The sequence below is a fragment of the Caulobacter sp. AVps16 genome (genome assembly GCF_058681455.1).
Genome location: NZ_CM178739.1, coordinates 2,881,026 through 2,896,543, shown reverse-complemented (window position 1 = coordinate 2,896,543; position 15,518 = coordinate 2,881,026). Strand labels below are relative to the sequence as shown.

The following is a 15,518-nucleotide window of genomic DNA, read 5'->3' as shown; positions in this document are numbered from 1 at the left end:
CAGAGCTCTCGGTCGGCGCGATCATTCGCCGTCCGTATCGGAGCTGTGCATGGACCCCGCCGTCGTCGATCTCTCGAGGCTGCAGTTCGCGCTGACCGCGCTGTACCACTTCCTGTTCGTGCCTCTGACCCTGGGGCTCTCGTTCATGCTCGTCATCATGGAGAGCATCTACGTGATGACCAAGCGCCCAATCTGGCGAACGGTCACGCGGTTCTGGGCCGGGCTGTTTGGTATCAACTTTGTCCTGGGCGTGGCCACGGGCCTGACCATGGAATTCCAGTTCGGCATGAACTGGTCCTACTACTCGCACTACGTCGGGGACATCTTCGGTGCCCCGCTGGCGATCGAGGGCCTGATGGCCTTCTTCCTGGAAGCCACCTTTGTCGGCCTGATGTTCTTCGGCTGGGACAAGCTGTCCCGGGTGGGACACCTGTTCGTCACCTTCCTGGTCGCCGTCGGCACCAATTTCTCCGCCCTGTGGATCCTGGTCGCCAATGGCTGGATGCAGAACCCGGTCGGCGCGGCCTTCAATCCCGACACCATGCGCATGGAGGTCACCGATTTTGGTGCCGTGATCTTCAATCCGGTGGCCCAGGCCAAGTTCGTGCACACGGTCAGCGCCGGCTACACCATCGCCGCCGTCTTCGTGCTGGGGGTTTCGGCCTGGTATCTGCTCAAGGGCAAGTATGTCGGCGTGGCCAAGCGCTCGATGACGGTCGCCGCCGCCTTCGGCCTGGCCTCGTCCCTCTCGGTCGTCGTGCTGGGTGACGAGAGCGGCTATACCCTGACCGACAACCAGAGAATGAAGCTGGCCGCCCTTGAGGCCATGTGGGAGACCGAACCTGCCCCGGCCGGCCTGGCGGCCTTCGGCATTCCCAGCCTCGCTGACCGCAAGACCCACTACGAGGTCAAGATTCCCTATGTGCTGGGCCTGATCGCCACGCGCAGCATCGACAAGCCGGTCGCCGGCATCTTCGAACTGGTCGCCACGGCCGAGGATCGCATCGAATCCGGGATTATCGCCTATGGCGCCGTGGAGGCTCTGAAGGCCAATCCCAAGGACCTCGCCGCCCGGGCCACCTTCGAGCAGCATCGCCGCGACCTGGGCTATGGCCTGATGCTCAAGCGCTATGTCTCCGACCCGCGCATGGCCGATCCGGCCACGATCAAGCGCACGGCCTGGGATACGGTGCCCAATGTGCCGGTGATGTTCTGGGCCTTCCGGATCATGGCCGGGACCGGCCTGCTGCTGATCGCCCTGTTCGCCACCGCCTTCGTGCTGGTCACCCTGCGCAAGCACCAGACCAAGTGGTTCCTGCTCCTGGCGGTCTGCGCCATCCCGCTGCCATGGATCGCTTCGGAGCTGGGCTGGGTCCTCGCCGAGGTCGGCCGTCAGCCCTGGGCCGTGGAGGGCGTGCTGCCGACCTTCCTGGGCGCGTCAAGCCTGAGCGTCGCCCAGCTCTGGACCACCATCATCGCCTTCACCCTGCTCTATGGCGCCCTTGCGGTGGTCGAGGTCGGGCTGATCCTGCGCCACATCAAGAAGGGCCCCTTCGCCGAGCAGGAGACCTTTGCCGTCTCCCCCGCCGGCGAACCGGCCGTCGCCTGAGGAATGACCGTCATGGAACTTCCAATCGACTATGCGACCCTGAGGGTCATCTGGTGGGCGCTGATGGGCGTCCTGCTGATCGGTTTTGCCCTGACCGACGGCTTTGACATGGGTGTCGGGGCCCTGCTGCCCTTCGTGGCCAAGACCGACGAAGAGCGGCGCATGGTGATCAACACCGTCGGCGCGACCTGGGAAGGTAACCAGGTCTGGTTCATCCTCGGCGGCGGGGCGATCTTCGCGGCCTGGCCTCTGGTCTATGCCGTCAGCTTTTCAGGCTTCTACCTGGCCATGTTCCTGGTCCTGGCCGCGATGATCCTGCGGCCGGTGGGTTTCAAATATCGCTCCAAGCGGCCCGATCCGCGCTGGCGGTCCTTCTGGGACTGGGCGCTGTTCACCGGCGGCTTCGTTCCGGTCCTGGTGTTCGGGGTTGCCGTGGGCAATGTCCTGCAGGGCGCGCCCTTCCGCTTCGATAGCGATCTCCGGATCACCTATCTGGGCTCGCTGCTGGGACTGTTCTCGCCCTTTGCCCTGCTGTGCGGCCTGCTTTCGGTCGCCATGCTGGTGCTGCACGGCGCGGCCTGGCTGTCCGTCAAGGCGGAAGAGGGCCCCGTCATCGAACGTGCCCGCCGCTTTGGTGAAATCGCCGGTCTGGCCAGTATCGTGCTGTTCGCCGCCGGCGGCTTCTTCGTCGCCTTCGGGGGGCAGGGGTTCCGGCTTGAGGACCTGACCAATGCCGCCGGACCGTCCAACCCGCTGCGCACCGGCGTCGTCGCCGCGCCCGGCGCCTGGCTGGACAACTATGTCCGCCATAGCTGGATGATCCTCGCCCCGGTCCTGGGCTTTGTCGGGGCCGCCCTGGCCCTGCTGGGCCTGAGGCTGGACAAGGCCGTGCTGTCCTTCACCGGCTCGACGGTTTCGACCCTCGGGATCATCTCGACGGTCGGCCTGTCGATGTTCCCGTTCATCCTGCCCAGCGTTGCCGATCCGCGCTCGAGCCTCACGGTCTGGAATGCCTCGTCCAGCCACCTGACCCTGTTCATCATGCTGGTCTGTACGGTGATCTTCCTGCCGCTGGTCCTGCTCTATACCGCCTGGGTCTATCGGGTTCTGTGGGGACGCAGCACCACGGCCGCCCTGGCCACCAACCCTGACCTCTACTGAGGGAGACGAGACGATGTGGTATTTTGCGTGGGTCCTGGGTCTGGGTCTGGCCGTCGCCTTCGGCGTGCTGAACGGCGTCTGGTACGAGTTCAACCTCGCCGATGACGGCGACGAGGGCCTCTCGGAGCCCTGACCACCGGTCCGGCGCGGGGATTTCGCGATTGCGACAATCCAGCGCGCGAGTTTGGCGTCACCGTTAACCGTTGTTAAAGGGCGGATCGGTTCTTGTGTCAGCGTGACCCGAAGCGCGCCGGTGGTGTGAATCGGAGCCACGGCTGACCTGACGATCCCGGGGAACCTGATATGTCCGACCCAAATGCGCCGGCCCTGGAGCTGATCTCCTTCTGCATCGGCGAGCAGGAGTTCTGCATCGACGTGAAGACCGTCCGCGAAATCCGCGGCTGGACTCCGGCGACTCCGATCCCGCACGCGCCGTCCTATCTGCGCGGTGTCATCAACCTGCGTGGCGCGATCATGCCGGTCATCGACCTGCGCAACCGCCTCGGCCTGGGGGTCACCATCCCCGAGACCCGCCACGTGATCGTGGTGGTCGAGTGCCAGGACCGCCTGGCCGGCATTCTGGTCGACGCCGTCAGCGAGACCTTCACCGTCTCGCGCGAACACCTGCAGCCAGCCCCTGACCTCGGCGTCGAGGAGCTGCGCTTCATCCAGGCGATCATCTCGATGGAAAACCGCCTGATCACCTATCTGCGCATGAACGACGTCTTCCCGGCCCTGATCAGCGAAGCAGCCTAGGCGCTTTCGGTCTTCCGGTTTCGAAAAGCCGCCGTCCGCTCAGCGGGCGGCGGCTTTTGCGTTTCCTATCCCTTCCGCACGATCATCGCGGCCGCAGCGTGGAAGCCCGCCTCGGCCTCGGCTGCTGCGGCGACGCCGGCGTGGCGGTCGGCGGCGACGCTCATGGCGGCCCGGCCGGTCGTGGGGGCGGCATAGCTGGCCGAGACCTTGCGGGCACCTTCAGCGCGGAGGGTGGCGTTGGAGGCCTGGGTCTCGTGCCAGGTGGCCAGCTGCTCGGCGGTCAGCTTGGCTTCGGGCGAGGCGTCGGCATGGGGCATGACCTCGCCAAAGCCGATGGCCACGAAGCCGTGGATGACGCCGTAGTCCTCTTCCGAGAGCAGGAAGGTGATCTGCCGCTCTTCGACCTGGCCCGTATAGGTGTCGCTGTCGGGATCGAACTCGCGCAGGACCAGGATGTCGCCGACGGCGAAGTCGCGGTCATTGCGGCGGATCTCAAAGCGCTTCTTGCCCGAGCGGACGGCGGCGAAATACTGCGGCCAGGTCTTTAGTTCGTGGCGGTTCATGATCAGGGCCTTGGTCTGCGCGGCGAGTCGGGGGAGGTCAGGGCGCGGGTGTCGGACACCAGACCCTAGCGGAGGATTAACTCCACCGCACGCGACTGTGGACCGTCCTTGACGCAGGGGAGCCGTTTGACGGCCGGACCAAGGCTGATAGGCTTTCCTGAACAACGATAAGTCAGACGGGGCGGATATGGCGGGCAAGCTTCCCAAGGCGTGCATCATCGGCGCGGGCTGCAGCGGCTTCACGACCGCCAAGCGGCTGAAGGACTACGGCATCCCGTATGACTGTTTCGAGATCTCAGACGACATCGGCGGCAACTGGTACTTCAAGAACCCCAACGGCCTCTCGGCCTGCTACGAGAGCCTGCATATCGACACCTCCAAGTGGCGACTGGCCTTCGAGGACTTCCCGGTTCCGGCCGAATGGCCAGACTTCCCGCATCACGCCCAGCTCCTGCAGTACTTCAAGGACTATGTGGCCCATTTCGGCCTGCGCGAGACCATCACCTTCAACACCCGGGTCGAGACCGCCAGGCGCACGGATGACGGCCTCTGGGCAGTGACCCTCTCCACGGGCGAGACCCGGTTCTATGATGTGCTGTTCGTCTGCAACGGCCACCACTGGGACCCGCGCATCCCCGACTATCCCGGCGAGTTCGACGGGGCGGCCTTCCATGCCCACGCCTATAGCGATCCGTTCGACCCCATCGACATGCGCGGCAAGAACGTCGTGGTCGTGGGCATGGGCAATTCGGCCATGGACATCGCCAGCGAGCTGGCCCAGCGCCCGATTGCCAAGACCCTGTGGGTCTCGGCCCGGCGCGGGGTCTGGGTGTTCCCGAAATATCTTAACGGCAAGCCGGCCGACAAGTCGGCCCTGCCGGCCTGGATGCCGCGCAAGCTCGGCCTGGCCCTGACCCGCAAGGTACTCAAGAAGACCATCGGCAGGATGGAGGACTACGGCCTGCCCAAGCCCGACCACGAACCCCTGGAAGCCCATCCGTCGGTGTCCGGCGAGTTTCTGACCCGGGCCGGCTGCGGTGACATCAAGTTCAAGCCGGCCATCCAGGCCCTGGAGGGACCCAATGTGCGGTTCGCCGACGGCAGTGTGGAACAGGTGGACGCCATCGTCTTTGCCACCGGCTACAAGATCAGCTTCCCGTTCTTTGACGATCCGGCCATTCAGCCCGGGGACGATCATCGCTTCCCGCTGTTCAAGCGGATGATGAAGCCCGACGTGCCCAACCTGTTCTTCATGGGCCTGGCCCAGCCCCTGCCGACCCTCGTGAACTTCGCCGAACAGCAGGCCAAGCTGGCGGCGGCCTATCTGGCCGGGACCTATGCCCCGCCCCCGGCCGACGAGATGGACCGCATCACCACGCGGGACGAGGAGCGCCATCTGGGCCAGTTCTATGCCTCGGCCCGGCACACCATTCAGGTGGATTTCAACGTCTATTGCGCCGACCTGAAGAAGGAGATTGCAAAGGGCGAGAAGCGGGCGAAGGCGGCGGGTAACCGCCTGCCGGTAGCGGCGCGGGCGGCAGCGCCAGCCTGAACACTGGCCCCCTCCTGACCTGCTGCGCAGGTCGTCCTCCCCCATAGGGGGAAGATGGGTTCGTGCCGCCTCATCTTCCCCCTCCAGGGGAAGACGATCGCGAAGCGATCCGTAGGGGGCAAGTGGCTAGACTGTGCCCATCCAAAGAATCGGAGACCGCCCCATGGCCAAGATCGACCTCGACAAGGACACCCGGGCCAGGCTGACCGACGGCCTGTCGCGCTATCTGAAGGATGAGCTGGATCTGGAGGTCAAAGGCTTCGACGCCCAGTTTCTGCTCGACTTCATCACCGAGCGCCTGGGCCCCTTTTACTACAATCAGGGCCTCCATGACGCCCAGGCCCTGTTCGCCAGCAAGATCGAGAGCATCACCGACGCGGTGTACGAGCTGGAACAGCCGATCAAGGGGTTCTGAGGTCCATGGACCTCGAAGGCCTTGCCCCCTGCCGTGGAATGAGGCTCAAATCATGACGGGGCGTCACGATCGCCTGGTCCATGAGTCGCGTTTGATGTCGAATATCGCCTATTTTCCGAATTCGCCGGCTCAGGATGACCGGCCGGGCAAGCGGGAGCGGACCAAGGTCGCCAATCGGCAGGCCATTCTGGACGCGGCCCGGGAGGTGTTTGGGGACCTCGGCTACGACGCCGCCACGGTGCGCGACATCATCCGCCGCACGGGATTGGCCTCCGGCACCTTCTACAACTACTACAAGTCGAAAGAGGAAGTGTTCGACGCCCTGGCCGATGACGGGGCCCGCCGCTTCCGGCCCCTGCTGCGGGCCGAGATCGACAAGGCGGTCGATTTCCAGTCCTTCCTCAACGGGGCCATCCAGGCCTATTTCGTCTTTGCCGCCACCGAGCAGGAGACCTGGCGCCTGAACCGTCCGGCCGGGGAGCCGGTCCCCCAGGCGCGCGCCACGCCCGAGATCGTCGCGGTGTTCAATGAGGTCCGTGAGGGCTTTGCCAAGGTCCTCGAGCTGGAACATGCCCCGGCCGTCGATCTGGACTATCTGACGGCGGCCTGTATCGCCGTGGCCCGTGACGTCGGCGACAAGATGCTGGAGCGCCGGCCGGTCGATACGGCCGGTGCCGCTGACTTCGCCGTCAAACTGATCCTGGGCGGTCTGACCGCCCTCCCGAAACTCTAGTTCCCGCCAGGAGCCCCCATGGCCGACGTCGCCGTCCAGAAGTTCATTCTGAAGACCCTCCTGTCCCTGCCCAGTCCGATCCTGCGGACCCTGTCGGGGGGCGGTGTCGTCTATCGCGGCGGTCGCACCCTGGACCCGCGGTTCCAGTTCTTTACCCATGCGGCCAAGAAGATGCCGTCGATCACGACCCTGCCGGCGGACGTGGCCCGGGCGGCCAGCGCCCAGGGCCTGCTCGCCGTGTCCGGACCGTCAGAGCCGGGCGTGACCTCCGAGGCCCTGACCATCGACGGTCCGGGTGGATCCCTGCCCCTGAGGGCCTATCGTCCGACCGACCAGGACCCGTCAGCCCCCCTGATCGTATTTGCCCATTTCGGCGGCGGGGTGATCGGCGACCTTGAGACCTGCCATGCCTTTTGCGGCATCCTGGCGCGGGTGGCCCGCACGGCGGTGCTGTCCGTGGACTATCGCCTGGCCCCCGAGCACCGCTTCCCGGCCGGCCTGGATGACGTGCTGGCCGCCTACCGCTGGGCGCGCGACAATACCGGCAGGTTCGGGGCAGCGGCCCTGCCGCCCGCGATCGGCGGCGACTCCATGGGCGGCAATTTCGCGGCCATCATCGCGCAGGAACTGCAGCGGGCCGGCGAGCCGCAGCCGGCCCTGCAGCTGCTGATCTATCCCGCCGTCGACGTGGCCAGCGAGACGGCCTCGATGACCACCTATGCCGACGCCTATCCGCTGAGCCGTCCGATCATGGAGTGGTTCATGGGCCACTATATGGGCCCCGACGCCGATCCGGCTGATCCGCGTCTCTCGCCCAACAAGACTGCAGACCTGACGGGCCTGGCCCCGGCCGTGGTGATCACCGCCGGCTTCGATCCCCTGGTCGACCAGGGCGAGGCCTATGCCAAGCGCCTTCAGGCCGCCGGGGTGCCGGTGACCTATCGCTGCTATGACAGCCTGGCCCACGGCTTCACGGCCTTCACCGGCGCGGTGCCGGCCGCCGACGCCGCCTGCCGCGAGGTGGCGCGGCTGGTGCGGGCGGCTTTTGAGTCGGCAAAGGCCTAACCACTTTCCGTTCTCCCCGGCGAAAGCCGGGGCCCAGATTCAGTCTGAGCGTCTGGGGATGATGCGCCTTCGGTCTGAGTTAGGCGCGCCGACCGCTTCGGGTTCGATCTGGATCCCGGCTTTCGCCGGGAAGAGCGGGGAAAGAGAGTGCCGATGAGCCCTACCATGCGCGCCCTCGTCGTCGAGAGCCTCGCCCCGGACTATGCCGGCTGCACCGTGCTGGAAGTCCCGACGCCCACGCCTGGCCCGGGCCAGGTGCTGGTCCGCGTCTGCGCCGCCAGCGTCAACTTCCCCGACCTGCTGATGACGCGGGGCGAATACCAGTTCAAGCCGCCTCTGCCCTTCACGCCCGGCCTTGATCTGGCCGGCGAGATCGTGGCCCTGGGGCAGGGGGTCTCGGGCTTCTCCGTGGGCGACCCGGTCGTGGGCGGAGCGCGCCTGGGGGGCTTTGCCCAGTATGCGGTGCTCGACGCCGAGGCCCTGAAGCCCAAGCCCGACCGTCTGTCCTTTGCCCAGGCCGCAGCCTATGGCGCGGCCTATCTGACCGCCTATGTCGCCCTGGTGCGCCGGGCGCGGATCGAGCCAGGCGACTGGGTGCTGGTCCATGGCGCGGCCGGCGGGGTCGGGCTGGCGGCGGTCGACCTGGCCAGGGCCCTGGGCGCGCGGGTGATCGCGGCCTCGGCCTCTGACGACAAGCTGGCGGCCATCCAGGCGCTCTATGCCCCCGACGCGGTGGTCAATGTCACCGGCGGGTTCAGGGACCAGGTCAAGGCCATCACCGGCGGGCGCGGGGCCGACATCATCTATGATCCCGTCGGCGGCGACATCTTCGACGAGAGTGTGCGCTGCATCGCCTTTGACGGCCGGCTGCTGGTCATCGGCTTCACCTCGGGCCGGATCCCGACGGTCTCGGTCAATATGCCGCTGATCAAGGGCTTCTCGGTCATGGGAGTGCGGGCCGGGGAGTATGGCCGGCAGTTCCCGGAGAAGGGTCGCGAGAACGGCGAGACGGTGTGGCGGATGGCCGATGAGGGCGTGATCTCGCCCCATGTCCATGCCGAGCTGCCCCTGGAGCGCTGGCGCGAGGCGTTTGACCTGCTGGCGGAGCGCAAGGTGGTTGGGAAGGCCGTGATCGTGCCCTAAAACCCTCGGCATCCCCCGCTTCATGCGGAGGACCCAAGCCGCGTTGGTCGTGCCAGCCCTGGCCTTCAGCCTGGGTCGTCCGGATGAACCAGGTGAAGACGGGGGAGGGGACGGGTTTTAGCGAAACCCCTGAACCGACTCAGGTTGACAGCCGCAGCCCGTTCCCTTATCCACCGCCCCTCACTCGCGGAGGCCTTGCGGCCGTCGCGTCCCATTATTATCGGAGCCACCTCGTGAAGCGGACATTCCAGCCGTCGAAGCTCGTGCGAGCCCGCCGTCACGGCTACCGCGCGCGTATGGCCACCAAGAACGGCCAGAAGATCGTTGCGCGTCGCCGCGCCAAGGGCCGTAAGCGCCTGACGGCCTAGGAGCGGCTTACCCCGCTCTTTGCTCCCGCTCGCGGGAGGCTTGAGACCATGACAAAAGCCGCCCTTTCCAAAGACCTGATCCCAGGTTTTCGCCGGAAGGGCGGCTTTTTTCATGCCTGATCTCCAGCCGCTGAAGATCGAGCGCCTGAAAAAGCGCCCCGACTTTCTGAAGGCCGCCAAGGCCCCGGCCCTGTCGCGCGGGGCAGTCTTCATGCAGATGCGGGCCCGGTCCGACGATGACCCCCTGATCCGGGTGGGGTTCACCGCCACCAAGAAGGTCGGGGGCTCCGTCGAGCGCAATCGGGCCAAGCGCCGTCTGCGCGAGGCCGCGCGGCTGATGTTACCCCTTCATGGCCGCCCCATGTACGACTATGTATTCATCGCGCGCGGCGGCACCCGCACCCGCGAATGGGGGCGTTTGCTTGACGATGTGAAAACCGCGCTGATAAGCCTCGCGGCCGAACATGATCGCGCGGAGGCCCGGGCCAGACTGGCTCAATCCACCGATCTTCCTGAAGTCACACCCATCGACGCTAAACCTGCTAATCCAGGCGCGCCCGACCCCTCCGTTTCTGGTTAAGTCATCCATGCAGAACGACAACAAAAACACGTTGATGTTCATCGTCAGCGCGTTCGCGATCCTGATCGGGTACCAGTTCTTTATCCTGGGTCCGCAGCAGAAGAAGGCCGAGGCCGAACTGCGCGCCAAGAAGATCGTCGAGGCCCAGACGGCCGCGACCCAGCCGGGGATCGTGCTTGGCCCCGACGGCCGGCCTGCGCCCCTGAAGCTGTCGCGCGACGCCGCCAAGGCCCAGAGCCCGCGCCTTGTCGTTGATACGCCGGCCCTGTCGGGTTCGATCTCGCTGAAGGGCGGCCGGATCGATGACCTGTGGCTCAAGCAATATGCCCAGACGACCAAGAAGAATTCGCCGCCGGTCGAGCTGTTCCGCCCCGAGGGTGCCGAGCACGCCTGGTTCGCCGATTTCGGCTGGGCCGGTGCCAATCTGCCGGGCCTGCCCGACAGCCGCACGGTCTGGACCGCCGCCCCTGGTCAGGTCTTGCGTCCGACCTCGCCGGTCGTCCTGACCTATGACAACGGTCAGGGCCTGGTCTTCACCCGCACCATTTCGGTCGACGCCAATGCGATGTTCACCGTCGCCGACAGCGTCAGAAACCAGGGCACCCAGACCCTGTCCCTCGCCCCCTATGCCACCGTCCAGCGCCAGGGCATACCGGCCGACCTCGGCAAGAACCAGATCGTCCATGAAGGCGCGATCGGCGTCTTCGGCATCGACGGCGGCAAGAGCCACGAGCTGAAGCAGCAGAAGTACGGCAAGTGGAAAAAGGACAAGCCGCTTGAAAACTTCGTGTCCAAGGGTGGCTGGGCCGGCATCACCGACAAGTACTGGCTGACCGCCCTGATCCCGGATCAGGCCCAGGACATCACCGCCCAGTACCGCGTCACCCAGGCCGGCCCTGTCGACATCTATGACGTCAATTTCGTCGGTCCGGTGAAGGCCCTGGCACCCGGCCAGACCCTCGCCCAGAACACCCGCCTGTTCGCCGGTGCCAAGACCGTTCCGCTGCTGCGCAACTACGAGTTCGGCGGCCAGCCGCCGGCCTGGTGGAAGTTCTGGGACGAGAAGAAGGCCGAGGTACCGCGCTTCGACGACGCCGTCGACTGGGGCATGTTCCGCTTCTTCACCCGCCCGATCTTCAACATCATGGAGATGTTCTTCCAGCTGGTCGGCAACTTCGGCGTCGCCATCCTGCTGCTGACCGTCGCGCTCAAGCTCGTTCTCTATCCGCTGGCGGACAAGAGCTATGAGTCCATGGCCAAGATCAAAAAGATCGCGCCCGAGGTCGAGAAGCTGAAGGCCAAGTTCAAGGACGATCCGGCCAAGCAGCAGCAGGAGATGATGGGCCTGTACGCCAAGGAGAAGATCAATCCGATGATGGGCTGCCTGCCCATGCTGATCCAGATCCCGGTGTTCTACTCGCTCTACAAGGTGCTGACGGTGACCATCGAAATGCGGCATGCGCCGTTCTTCGGCTGGATTCAGGACCTTTCGGCCCGCGATCCGTCCACTTTCATGAACCTGTTCGGTCTGATCCCCTGGGATCCGGCGACCGCCCCGCTGATCGGCGCCTTCCTGTCGGGTCCTCTGCATATCGGCGTCTGGCCGCTGCTGTACGGCTTCACCATGTGGCTGACCACGGCCATGAACCCGCCGGCCGCTGATCCGATCCAGCAGAAGATCTTCCAGTTCTTCCCGATCATCTTCACCTTCACCCTGTCGCAGTTCTCGGTGGGCCTGGTGATCTACTGGTGCTGGAGCAACGTCCTGACGATCTTCCAGCAGTACATCATCATGCGCCGCTACAAGGTCGAGAACCCGATCGACCAGATCATCGCCCGGTTCCAGGGCAAGTCCGCAACGGCGACCTGATGACCGAACCCAACTTCGCGCCGCCTCCCGGTCCTGTCTTCAGCGAGGAAGAGATCGAGGCGGCGCGCGTGCTGTTTGCCCAGCCCGTGGCCTTCATGATGGGGGCCGTCAATATGGACGGCCTGCCCCATCCGATCGCCCCGGAAGTGTGCTTTGCCGGCCGCTCCAATGTTGGCAAGTCCAGCCTGATCAACGGGCTGGTGGGGCAGAAGTACCTGGCCCGAGCCTCCAATGAGCCGGGCCGCACGCGGGAGATCAACTTCTTCCTGCTGGCCGAGAAGCTGCGCCTGGTCGACCTGCCGGGCTACGGTTTTGCGCGGGCTTCGAAGACCACGGTCAGCAAGTTCCAGGACCTGGGCCGGGCCTATCTGCGCGGCCGGGCCACGCTCAAGCGCGTCTATCTGCTGATCGACGCCCGCCACGGCCTCAAGAAGGTCGACGGCGAGGCCCTGGATGCCCTCGATACGGCGGCGGTCTCCTACCAGATCATCCTGACCAAGGCCGACAAGATCAAGCCGCACGAGGTCGAGAAGGTCACGGCCGAGACCCTCAAGGCCATCGCCAAGCGTCCCGCCGCCTTCCCGCGCGTACTGGCCACCTCGTCGGAAAAGGGCCTGGGCATGCCGGAACTGCGGGCCGAGATCTCGCGGGTCTGCCTGGACGAATAGGGGGCGGGAAGGACGGGGCTCGCCCTCAGGATCCCTGCCGCCTGTAGGTCGCCGTACAGCGTGCCGTGCACTGGGCCCACTGGCTGGGGCAGATGTCGTCGTCGCCCGCCTTGCAGAAATAATAGCTTCGCGCGCAGGCGGCCCGGCACTGGCCCGCATCACCGCCCGGCCGGCTTGAGGCCAGCGGGATCAGCGGCTGCAGGGTGGTCTGCGGACCCACGGTCGCGGCAGCCGGCGGGGCCTTGGCCTTGGAGGCAGGCGTCGGGTCGGCACCGGCCGGTGAGGCCAGGGCGAGGGACACAAGCAGCAGGGTCAAAGCGCGGCGCATGGGCGTAGCCTAGGGCCTGGCGGTTAAGGTTTGGCTAACCATGTTTTGGCGGCCGGCGCCGGAACGCCCCCTCCGTCACGTCGCGTATCCGCGCCGCCTCCCCCGCAAGCGGGGCAGGAGGTTCCCGCTGCTCTTCTGCTGCGCCGTAGCGAAGCGTGCGGGGGAGGTGGCGCGCTGCGAACACGCAGCGTGACGGAGGGGGCGCTACGGGGCTTGCCGCGCTACTTCAGCTTACCGATCAGCGCCATCGCCGCCGCCGGGTTCCTGACCTTGGCCCCCGAGATGAAATAGGCGAACACGTCGCCGCGACGGGCCCAGGCGCGGGTCTGGTCGACCACGCCGTCCAGCTCCCCGGAGGTCATGCCGGTGGGTTCGTCCTCGCGGCTGCACATCAGCCGGGCATAGGTGAAGTCGGCGGTCGGCTGGTCGATACAGGGCCAGGTCGGCTCCTCGTCATCGACGGCATAGACGATGGCCGCGCCGTACCGCGCCGCGAGATCATAGAACTGCGTCGTGGCGAAGGTCGGGTTGCGAACCTCCAGGGCATGGCGGGCCGGGCGGCCGCCGATCTCGCGCGGCAGCAGTTTCAGGAAGCCCTCGAAGTCCTCCGGTTCGAACTTCTTCGTGCCCATGAACTGCCAGTTGATCGGTCCCAGCTTGTCGCCCAGCTCGGTCATGCCCTGGCCGAGGAACTTCTTCAGCGACTCGCCATTGGCCGACAGCACCTTGCGATTGGTGCAGAACCGGCTCGCCTTGACCGAAAAGACAAAGTCGCTCGGGGTTTCGTCATGCCACTTGCGCCAGCTGTCAGGCTTGAAGGTCGAATAGTAGGTGCCGTTGATCTCGAGGCTGGTCAGCCGGGACGACGCGTATCGCAGCTCGTCCTTCTGCTTGACCGTGTCGGGATAGAAAACGCCGCGCCAGGGCTCGAAGGTCCAGCCGCCGATGCCGGTTCGAATGACGCCTGCGGACATTTTTGTTCCCTTTTTGTTCAGGGTGAACCTAGGGGAGGTTTTGATGGGCGTCGAGAGGCGACTTGCCCCCTCCTGGCTGCTTCGCAGCCGTCCTCCCCCGTAGGGGGAAGACGAGATCATCTTCCCCCTACGGGGGAGGAGCGCCATCGGCGCGGAGGGGGCAAGTGATCAGCACTCCACCCGGTTGACCGACAGGCCCACAGCCAGGCCGCCCATCGAGGTTTCCTTGTAGATCTCGTTCATGTCCTCGCCGGTGCGCTTCATGGTGGCGATCACCTTGTCGAGGCTCACCGAGTGCTGGCCGTCGCCCAGCAGGGCCAGGCGGGCGGCGTCGATGGCCTTGATGGCCCCCATGGCATTGCGCTCGATGCAGGGGATTTGCACCAGGCCGCCGATCGGATCGCAGGTCAGGCCCAGATTGTGCTCCATGCCGATCTCGGCGGCATTTTCGATCTGGGCATTGGTCCCGCCGAGGGCAGCGCACAGGCCGGCGGCAGCCATGGAGCAGGCGACGCCGACCTCACCCTGGCAGCCGACCTCGGCCCCGCTGATCGAGGCATTGCGCTTGTAGAGGGCACCGATGGCGGCGGCGGTCAGCAGGAAGGTGCGCACCTGGTCCGGCGTGCCCTGATAGAAGCGGACGAAGAAGCGCAGCACCGCCGGCACCAACCCGGCCGCGCCATTGGTCGGGGCGGTGACGACGCGACCGCCGGCGGCGTTCTCCTCATTGACGGCCATGGCCCACAGATTGACGAAATCCATGGCGGCCAGAGGGTCACTGATCTGCCGCTCCATGCGCCCCTGCAGGGTCTGGTGGATCTGCCGGGCGCGGCGCTTGACCGAAAGCCCGCCGGGCAGGATGCCGTCCTGGCGCATGCCGCGGTCGATACAGGCCTCCATGGCCCCATAGATCCGGTCCAGGCCCGCATGCATCTCGTCCTGGCTCATGCGCGCCAGTTCATTGGCCCCCATCACCCCGGCGATGGTCAGGCCGGCATCGGCGGCGCGCTGCAGCAGGTCAGCCCCGCTCTCGAACGGAAACGGGATGGCGGGACCCTCCTCGGGCGGCGCGTTGCGGCCCATCTCGGACTCGTCGCGCACAAAGCCGCCACCGACCGAGAAATAGGTCCGTTCGGCGATCAGGGTGCCGGCGGCGTCGAAGGCGGAAAAGGTCAGGCCGTTGGGATGCTGGGGCAAACGCTCATGGCCCAGCCAGACGATGTCGCGGGCCTCGTCGAAGGCGATCCCGGTCTCGCCGCCCAGGGACAGCCACTGGCTGGCGCGCGCCTCGGTCAGGGCGGCTTCGCCTGCATCGGGATCGAGCTCGGCGGGGATGAAGCCCATCAGGCCCAGCACGACCGCCCGGTCGGTGGCGTGGCCGTGGCCGGTCAGGGCCAGGGACGCATAGAGGCGCGTCTCGACGCGGGCGACGTCGGCAAGCCTGCCACTGTCACGCAGCCGGCCGACGAACAGCACCGCCGCCGTCATCGGGCCCATGGTGTGGCTGCTCGACGGGCCTACGCCGAGTTTGAAGAGGTCGAAGACTGAGGCTGTCATGGGTGTATCCCGCTCGACCGCATCGCGGTCGGCGCTATCCGGTTCAAAACAGGCTTGTCATCACTGCCGCCCTCCGGCGAAGGCCGGGGGAAAGCCGGGACCCAGGGCGCAGCGCGATGCGCCGGCCCATGGGTCCCGGATAGCCTCTGGGAGGCTTCCGGGATGACAGGATTGAG

At 66.1% G+C, this 15,518-nt stretch carries 17 protein-coding genes; 13 read left to right on the top strand and 4 right to left on the bottom strand.

Translation table 11 applies throughout. From position 1 onward, the window contains the following. The first annotated feature begins 49 nt into the window (after positions 1-49). The 4 genes from ACW17U_RS13835 (at position 50) to ACW17U_RS13820 (ending at position 3,526) form a co-directional block, all read left to right on the top strand. Positions 50-1,609, top strand: a complete 1,560-nt coding sequence (locus ACW17U_RS13835; protein ID WP_492053181.1) for a cytochrome ubiquinol oxidase subunit I — start codon at positions 50-52, stop codon at positions 1,607-1,609. 12 nt (positions 1,610-1,621) lie between these two features. Continuing rightward, positions 1,622-2,770: a cytochrome d ubiquinol oxidase subunit II gene (gene cydB / locus ACW17U_RS13830; RefSeq protein ID WP_492053180.1), complete on the top strand. Its 1,149-nt coding sequence runs from the start codon at positions 1,622-1,624 to the stop codon at positions 2,768-2,770. 13 nt (positions 2,771-2,783) lie between these two features. Beyond that, complete coding sequence (gene cydX, locus ACW17U_RS13825; RefSeq protein WP_062144095.1) at positions 2,784-2,903, top strand: cytochrome bd-I oxidase subunit CydX; 120 nt, start codon at positions 2,784-2,786, stop codon at positions 2,901-2,903. A gap of 170 nt (positions 2,904-3,073) precedes the next feature. Further along, entirely contained in the window at positions 3,074-3,526 is a 453-nt protein-coding gene (locus ACW17U_RS13820) for a chemotaxis protein CheW (RefSeq protein WP_378109265.1), read from the top strand. Positions 3,527-3,591: 65 nt separating this feature from the next. Here ACW17U_RS13820 and ACW17U_RS13815 read toward each other — a convergent pair whose 3' ends face one another. Next, positions 3,592-4,089 (bottom strand): ASCH/PUA domain-containing protein, encoded by a 498-nt coding sequence (locus tag ACW17U_RS13815; protein WP_062144098.1) that lies wholly within the window; start codon positions 4,087-4,089, stop codon positions 3,592-3,594. Positions 4,090-4,276: 187 nt separating this feature from the next. Here ACW17U_RS13815 and ACW17U_RS13810 point away from each other — a divergent pair, with 187 nt between their 5' ends. From ACW17U_RS13810 to yihA, 9 genes are all read left to right on the top strand, one after another. Continuing rightward, complete coding sequence (locus tag ACW17U_RS13810; RefSeq protein ID WP_492053177.1) at positions 4,277-5,641, top strand: flavin-containing monooxygenase; 1,365 nt, start codon at positions 4,277-4,279, stop codon at positions 5,639-5,641. A 163-nt stretch (positions 5,642-5,804) separates the two neighbouring features. Beyond that, positions 5,805-6,056, top strand: coding sequence for a DUF2164 domain-containing protein (locus ACW17U_RS13805; protein WP_492053175.1), 252 nt, complete (start codon positions 5,805-5,807; stop codon positions 6,054-6,056). Between the two features lie 94 nt (positions 6,057-6,150). Then, positions 6,151-6,789, top strand: coding sequence for a TetR/AcrR family transcriptional regulator (locus ACW17U_RS13800; RefSeq protein WP_492055742.1), 639 nt, complete (start codon positions 6,151-6,153; stop codon positions 6,787-6,789). Positions 6,790-6,807: 18 nt separating this feature from the next. Next, positions 6,808-7,854: an alpha/beta hydrolase gene (locus ACW17U_RS13795; RefSeq protein WP_492053173.1), complete on the top strand. Its 1,047-nt coding sequence runs from the start codon at positions 6,808-6,810 to the stop codon at positions 7,852-7,854. A 153-nt stretch (positions 7,855-8,007) separates the two neighbouring features. Then, positions 8,008-8,997, top strand: coding sequence for an NADPH:quinone oxidoreductase family protein (locus tag ACW17U_RS13790; RefSeq protein ID WP_492053171.1), 990 nt, complete (start codon positions 8,008-8,010; stop codon positions 8,995-8,997). Between the two features lie 233 nt (positions 8,998-9,230). After that, on the top strand, positions 9,231-9,365 hold the full coding sequence (gene rpmH, locus ACW17U_RS13785; RefSeq protein ID WP_012284717.1) for a 50S ribosomal protein L34: 135 nt from the start codon (positions 9,231-9,233) through the stop codon (positions 9,363-9,365). Positions 9,366-9,477: 112 nt separating this feature from the next. Beyond that, positions 9,478-9,945 (top strand): ribonuclease P protein component, encoded by a 468-nt coding sequence (gene rnpA / locus ACW17U_RS13780; RefSeq protein WP_084745728.1) that lies wholly within the window; start codon positions 9,478-9,480, stop codon positions 9,943-9,945. A 7-nt stretch (positions 9,946-9,952) separates the two neighbouring features. Next, a complete protein-coding gene (gene yidC, locus ACW17U_RS13775; RefSeq protein WP_062144111.1) occupies positions 9,953-11,815 on the top strand; it encodes a membrane protein insertase YidC in 1,863 nt (620 codons plus the stop codon). Continuing rightward, complete coding sequence (gene yihA, locus ACW17U_RS13770; protein ID WP_492053168.1) at positions 11,815-12,483, top strand: ribosome biogenesis GTP-binding protein YihA/YsxC; 669 nt, start codon at positions 11,815-11,817, stop codon at positions 12,481-12,483. Before yidC ends, yihA begins: the two co-directional genes overlap by 1 nt. Positions 12,484-12,508: 25 nt before the next feature. Here yihA and ACW17U_RS13765 read toward each other — a convergent pair whose 3' ends face one another. The 3 genes from ACW17U_RS13765 to ACW17U_RS13755 all read right to left on the bottom strand — a co-directional run bounded on the left by ACW17U_RS13765 (position 12,509) and on the right by ACW17U_RS13755 (position 15,342). Continuing rightward, positions 12,509-12,811: a hypothetical protein gene (locus tag ACW17U_RS13765; protein WP_492053166.1), complete on the bottom strand. Its 303-nt coding sequence runs from the start codon at positions 12,809-12,811 to the stop codon at positions 12,509-12,511. A gap of 221 nt (positions 12,812-13,032) precedes the next feature. Beyond that, positions 13,033-13,785: a DUF72 domain-containing protein gene (locus ACW17U_RS13760; RefSeq protein WP_492053164.1), complete on the bottom strand. Its 753-nt coding sequence runs from the start codon at positions 13,783-13,785 to the stop codon at positions 13,033-13,035. 168 nt (positions 13,786-13,953) lie between these two features. Then, complete coding sequence (locus ACW17U_RS13755; protein ID WP_492053162.1) at positions 13,954-15,342, bottom strand: L-serine ammonia-lyase; 1,389 nt, start codon at positions 15,340-15,342, stop codon at positions 13,954-13,956. Positions 15,343-15,518 lie beyond the last annotated feature (176 nt).

Bases quoted from the DNA above. Each gene is read 5' to 3' on its own strand.
- ACW17U_RS13835 (WP_492053181.1), top strand. From the start codon at position 50: ATGGACCCCGCCGTCGTCGATCTCTCGAGGCTGCAGTTCGCGCTGACC.
- cydB (WP_492053180.1), top strand. From the start codon at position 1,622: ATGGAACTTCCAATCGACTATGCGACCCTGAGGGTCATCTGGTGGGCG.
- cydX (WP_062144095.1), top strand. From the start codon at position 2,784: ATGTGGTATTTTGCGTGGGTCCTGGGTCTGGGTCTGGCCGTCGCCTTC.
- ACW17U_RS13820 (WP_378109265.1), top strand. From the start codon at position 3,074: ATGTCCGACCCAAATGCGCCGGCCCTGGAGCTGATCTCCTTCTGCATC.
- ACW17U_RS13815 (WP_062144098.1), bottom strand. From the start codon at position 4,089: ATGAACCGCCACGAACTAAAGACCTGGCCGCAGTATTTCGCCGCCGTC.
- ACW17U_RS13810 (WP_492053177.1), top strand. From the start codon at position 4,277: ATGGCGGGCAAGCTTCCCAAGGCGTGCATCATCGGCGCGGGCTGCAGC.
- ACW17U_RS13805 (WP_492053175.1), top strand. From the start codon at position 5,805: ATGGCCAAGATCGACCTCGACAAGGACACCCGGGCCAGGCTGACCGAC.
- ACW17U_RS13800 (WP_492055742.1), top strand. From the start codon at position 6,151: ATGTCGAATATCGCCTATTTTCCGAATTCGCCGGCTCAGGATGACCGG.
- ACW17U_RS13795 (WP_492053173.1), top strand. From the start codon at position 6,808: ATGGCCGACGTCGCCGTCCAGAAGTTCATTCTGAAGACCCTCCTGTCC.
- ACW17U_RS13790 (WP_492053171.1), top strand. From the start codon at position 8,008: ATGAGCCCTACCATGCGCGCCCTCGTCGTCGAGAGCCTCGCCCCGGAC.
- rnpA (WP_084745728.1), top strand. From the start codon at position 9,478: ATGCCTGATCTCCAGCCGCTGAAGATCGAGCGCCTGAAAAAGCGCCCC.
- yidC (WP_062144111.1), top strand. From the start codon at position 9,953: ATGCAGAACGACAACAAAAACACGTTGATGTTCATCGTCAGCGCGTTC.
- yihA (WP_492053168.1), top strand. From the start codon at position 11,815: ATGACCGAACCCAACTTCGCGCCGCCTCCCGGTCCTGTCTTCAGCGAG.
- ACW17U_RS13765 (WP_492053166.1), bottom strand. From the start codon at position 12,811: ATGCGCCGCGCTTTGACCCTGCTGCTTGTGTCCCTCGCCCTGGCCTCA.
- ACW17U_RS13760 (WP_492053164.1), bottom strand. From the start codon at position 13,785: ATGTCCGCAGGCGTCATTCGAACCGGCATCGGCGGCTGGACCTTCGAG.
- ACW17U_RS13755 (WP_492053162.1), bottom strand. From the start codon at position 15,342: ATGACAGCCTCAGTCTTCGACCTCTTCAAACTCGGCGTAGGCCCGTCG.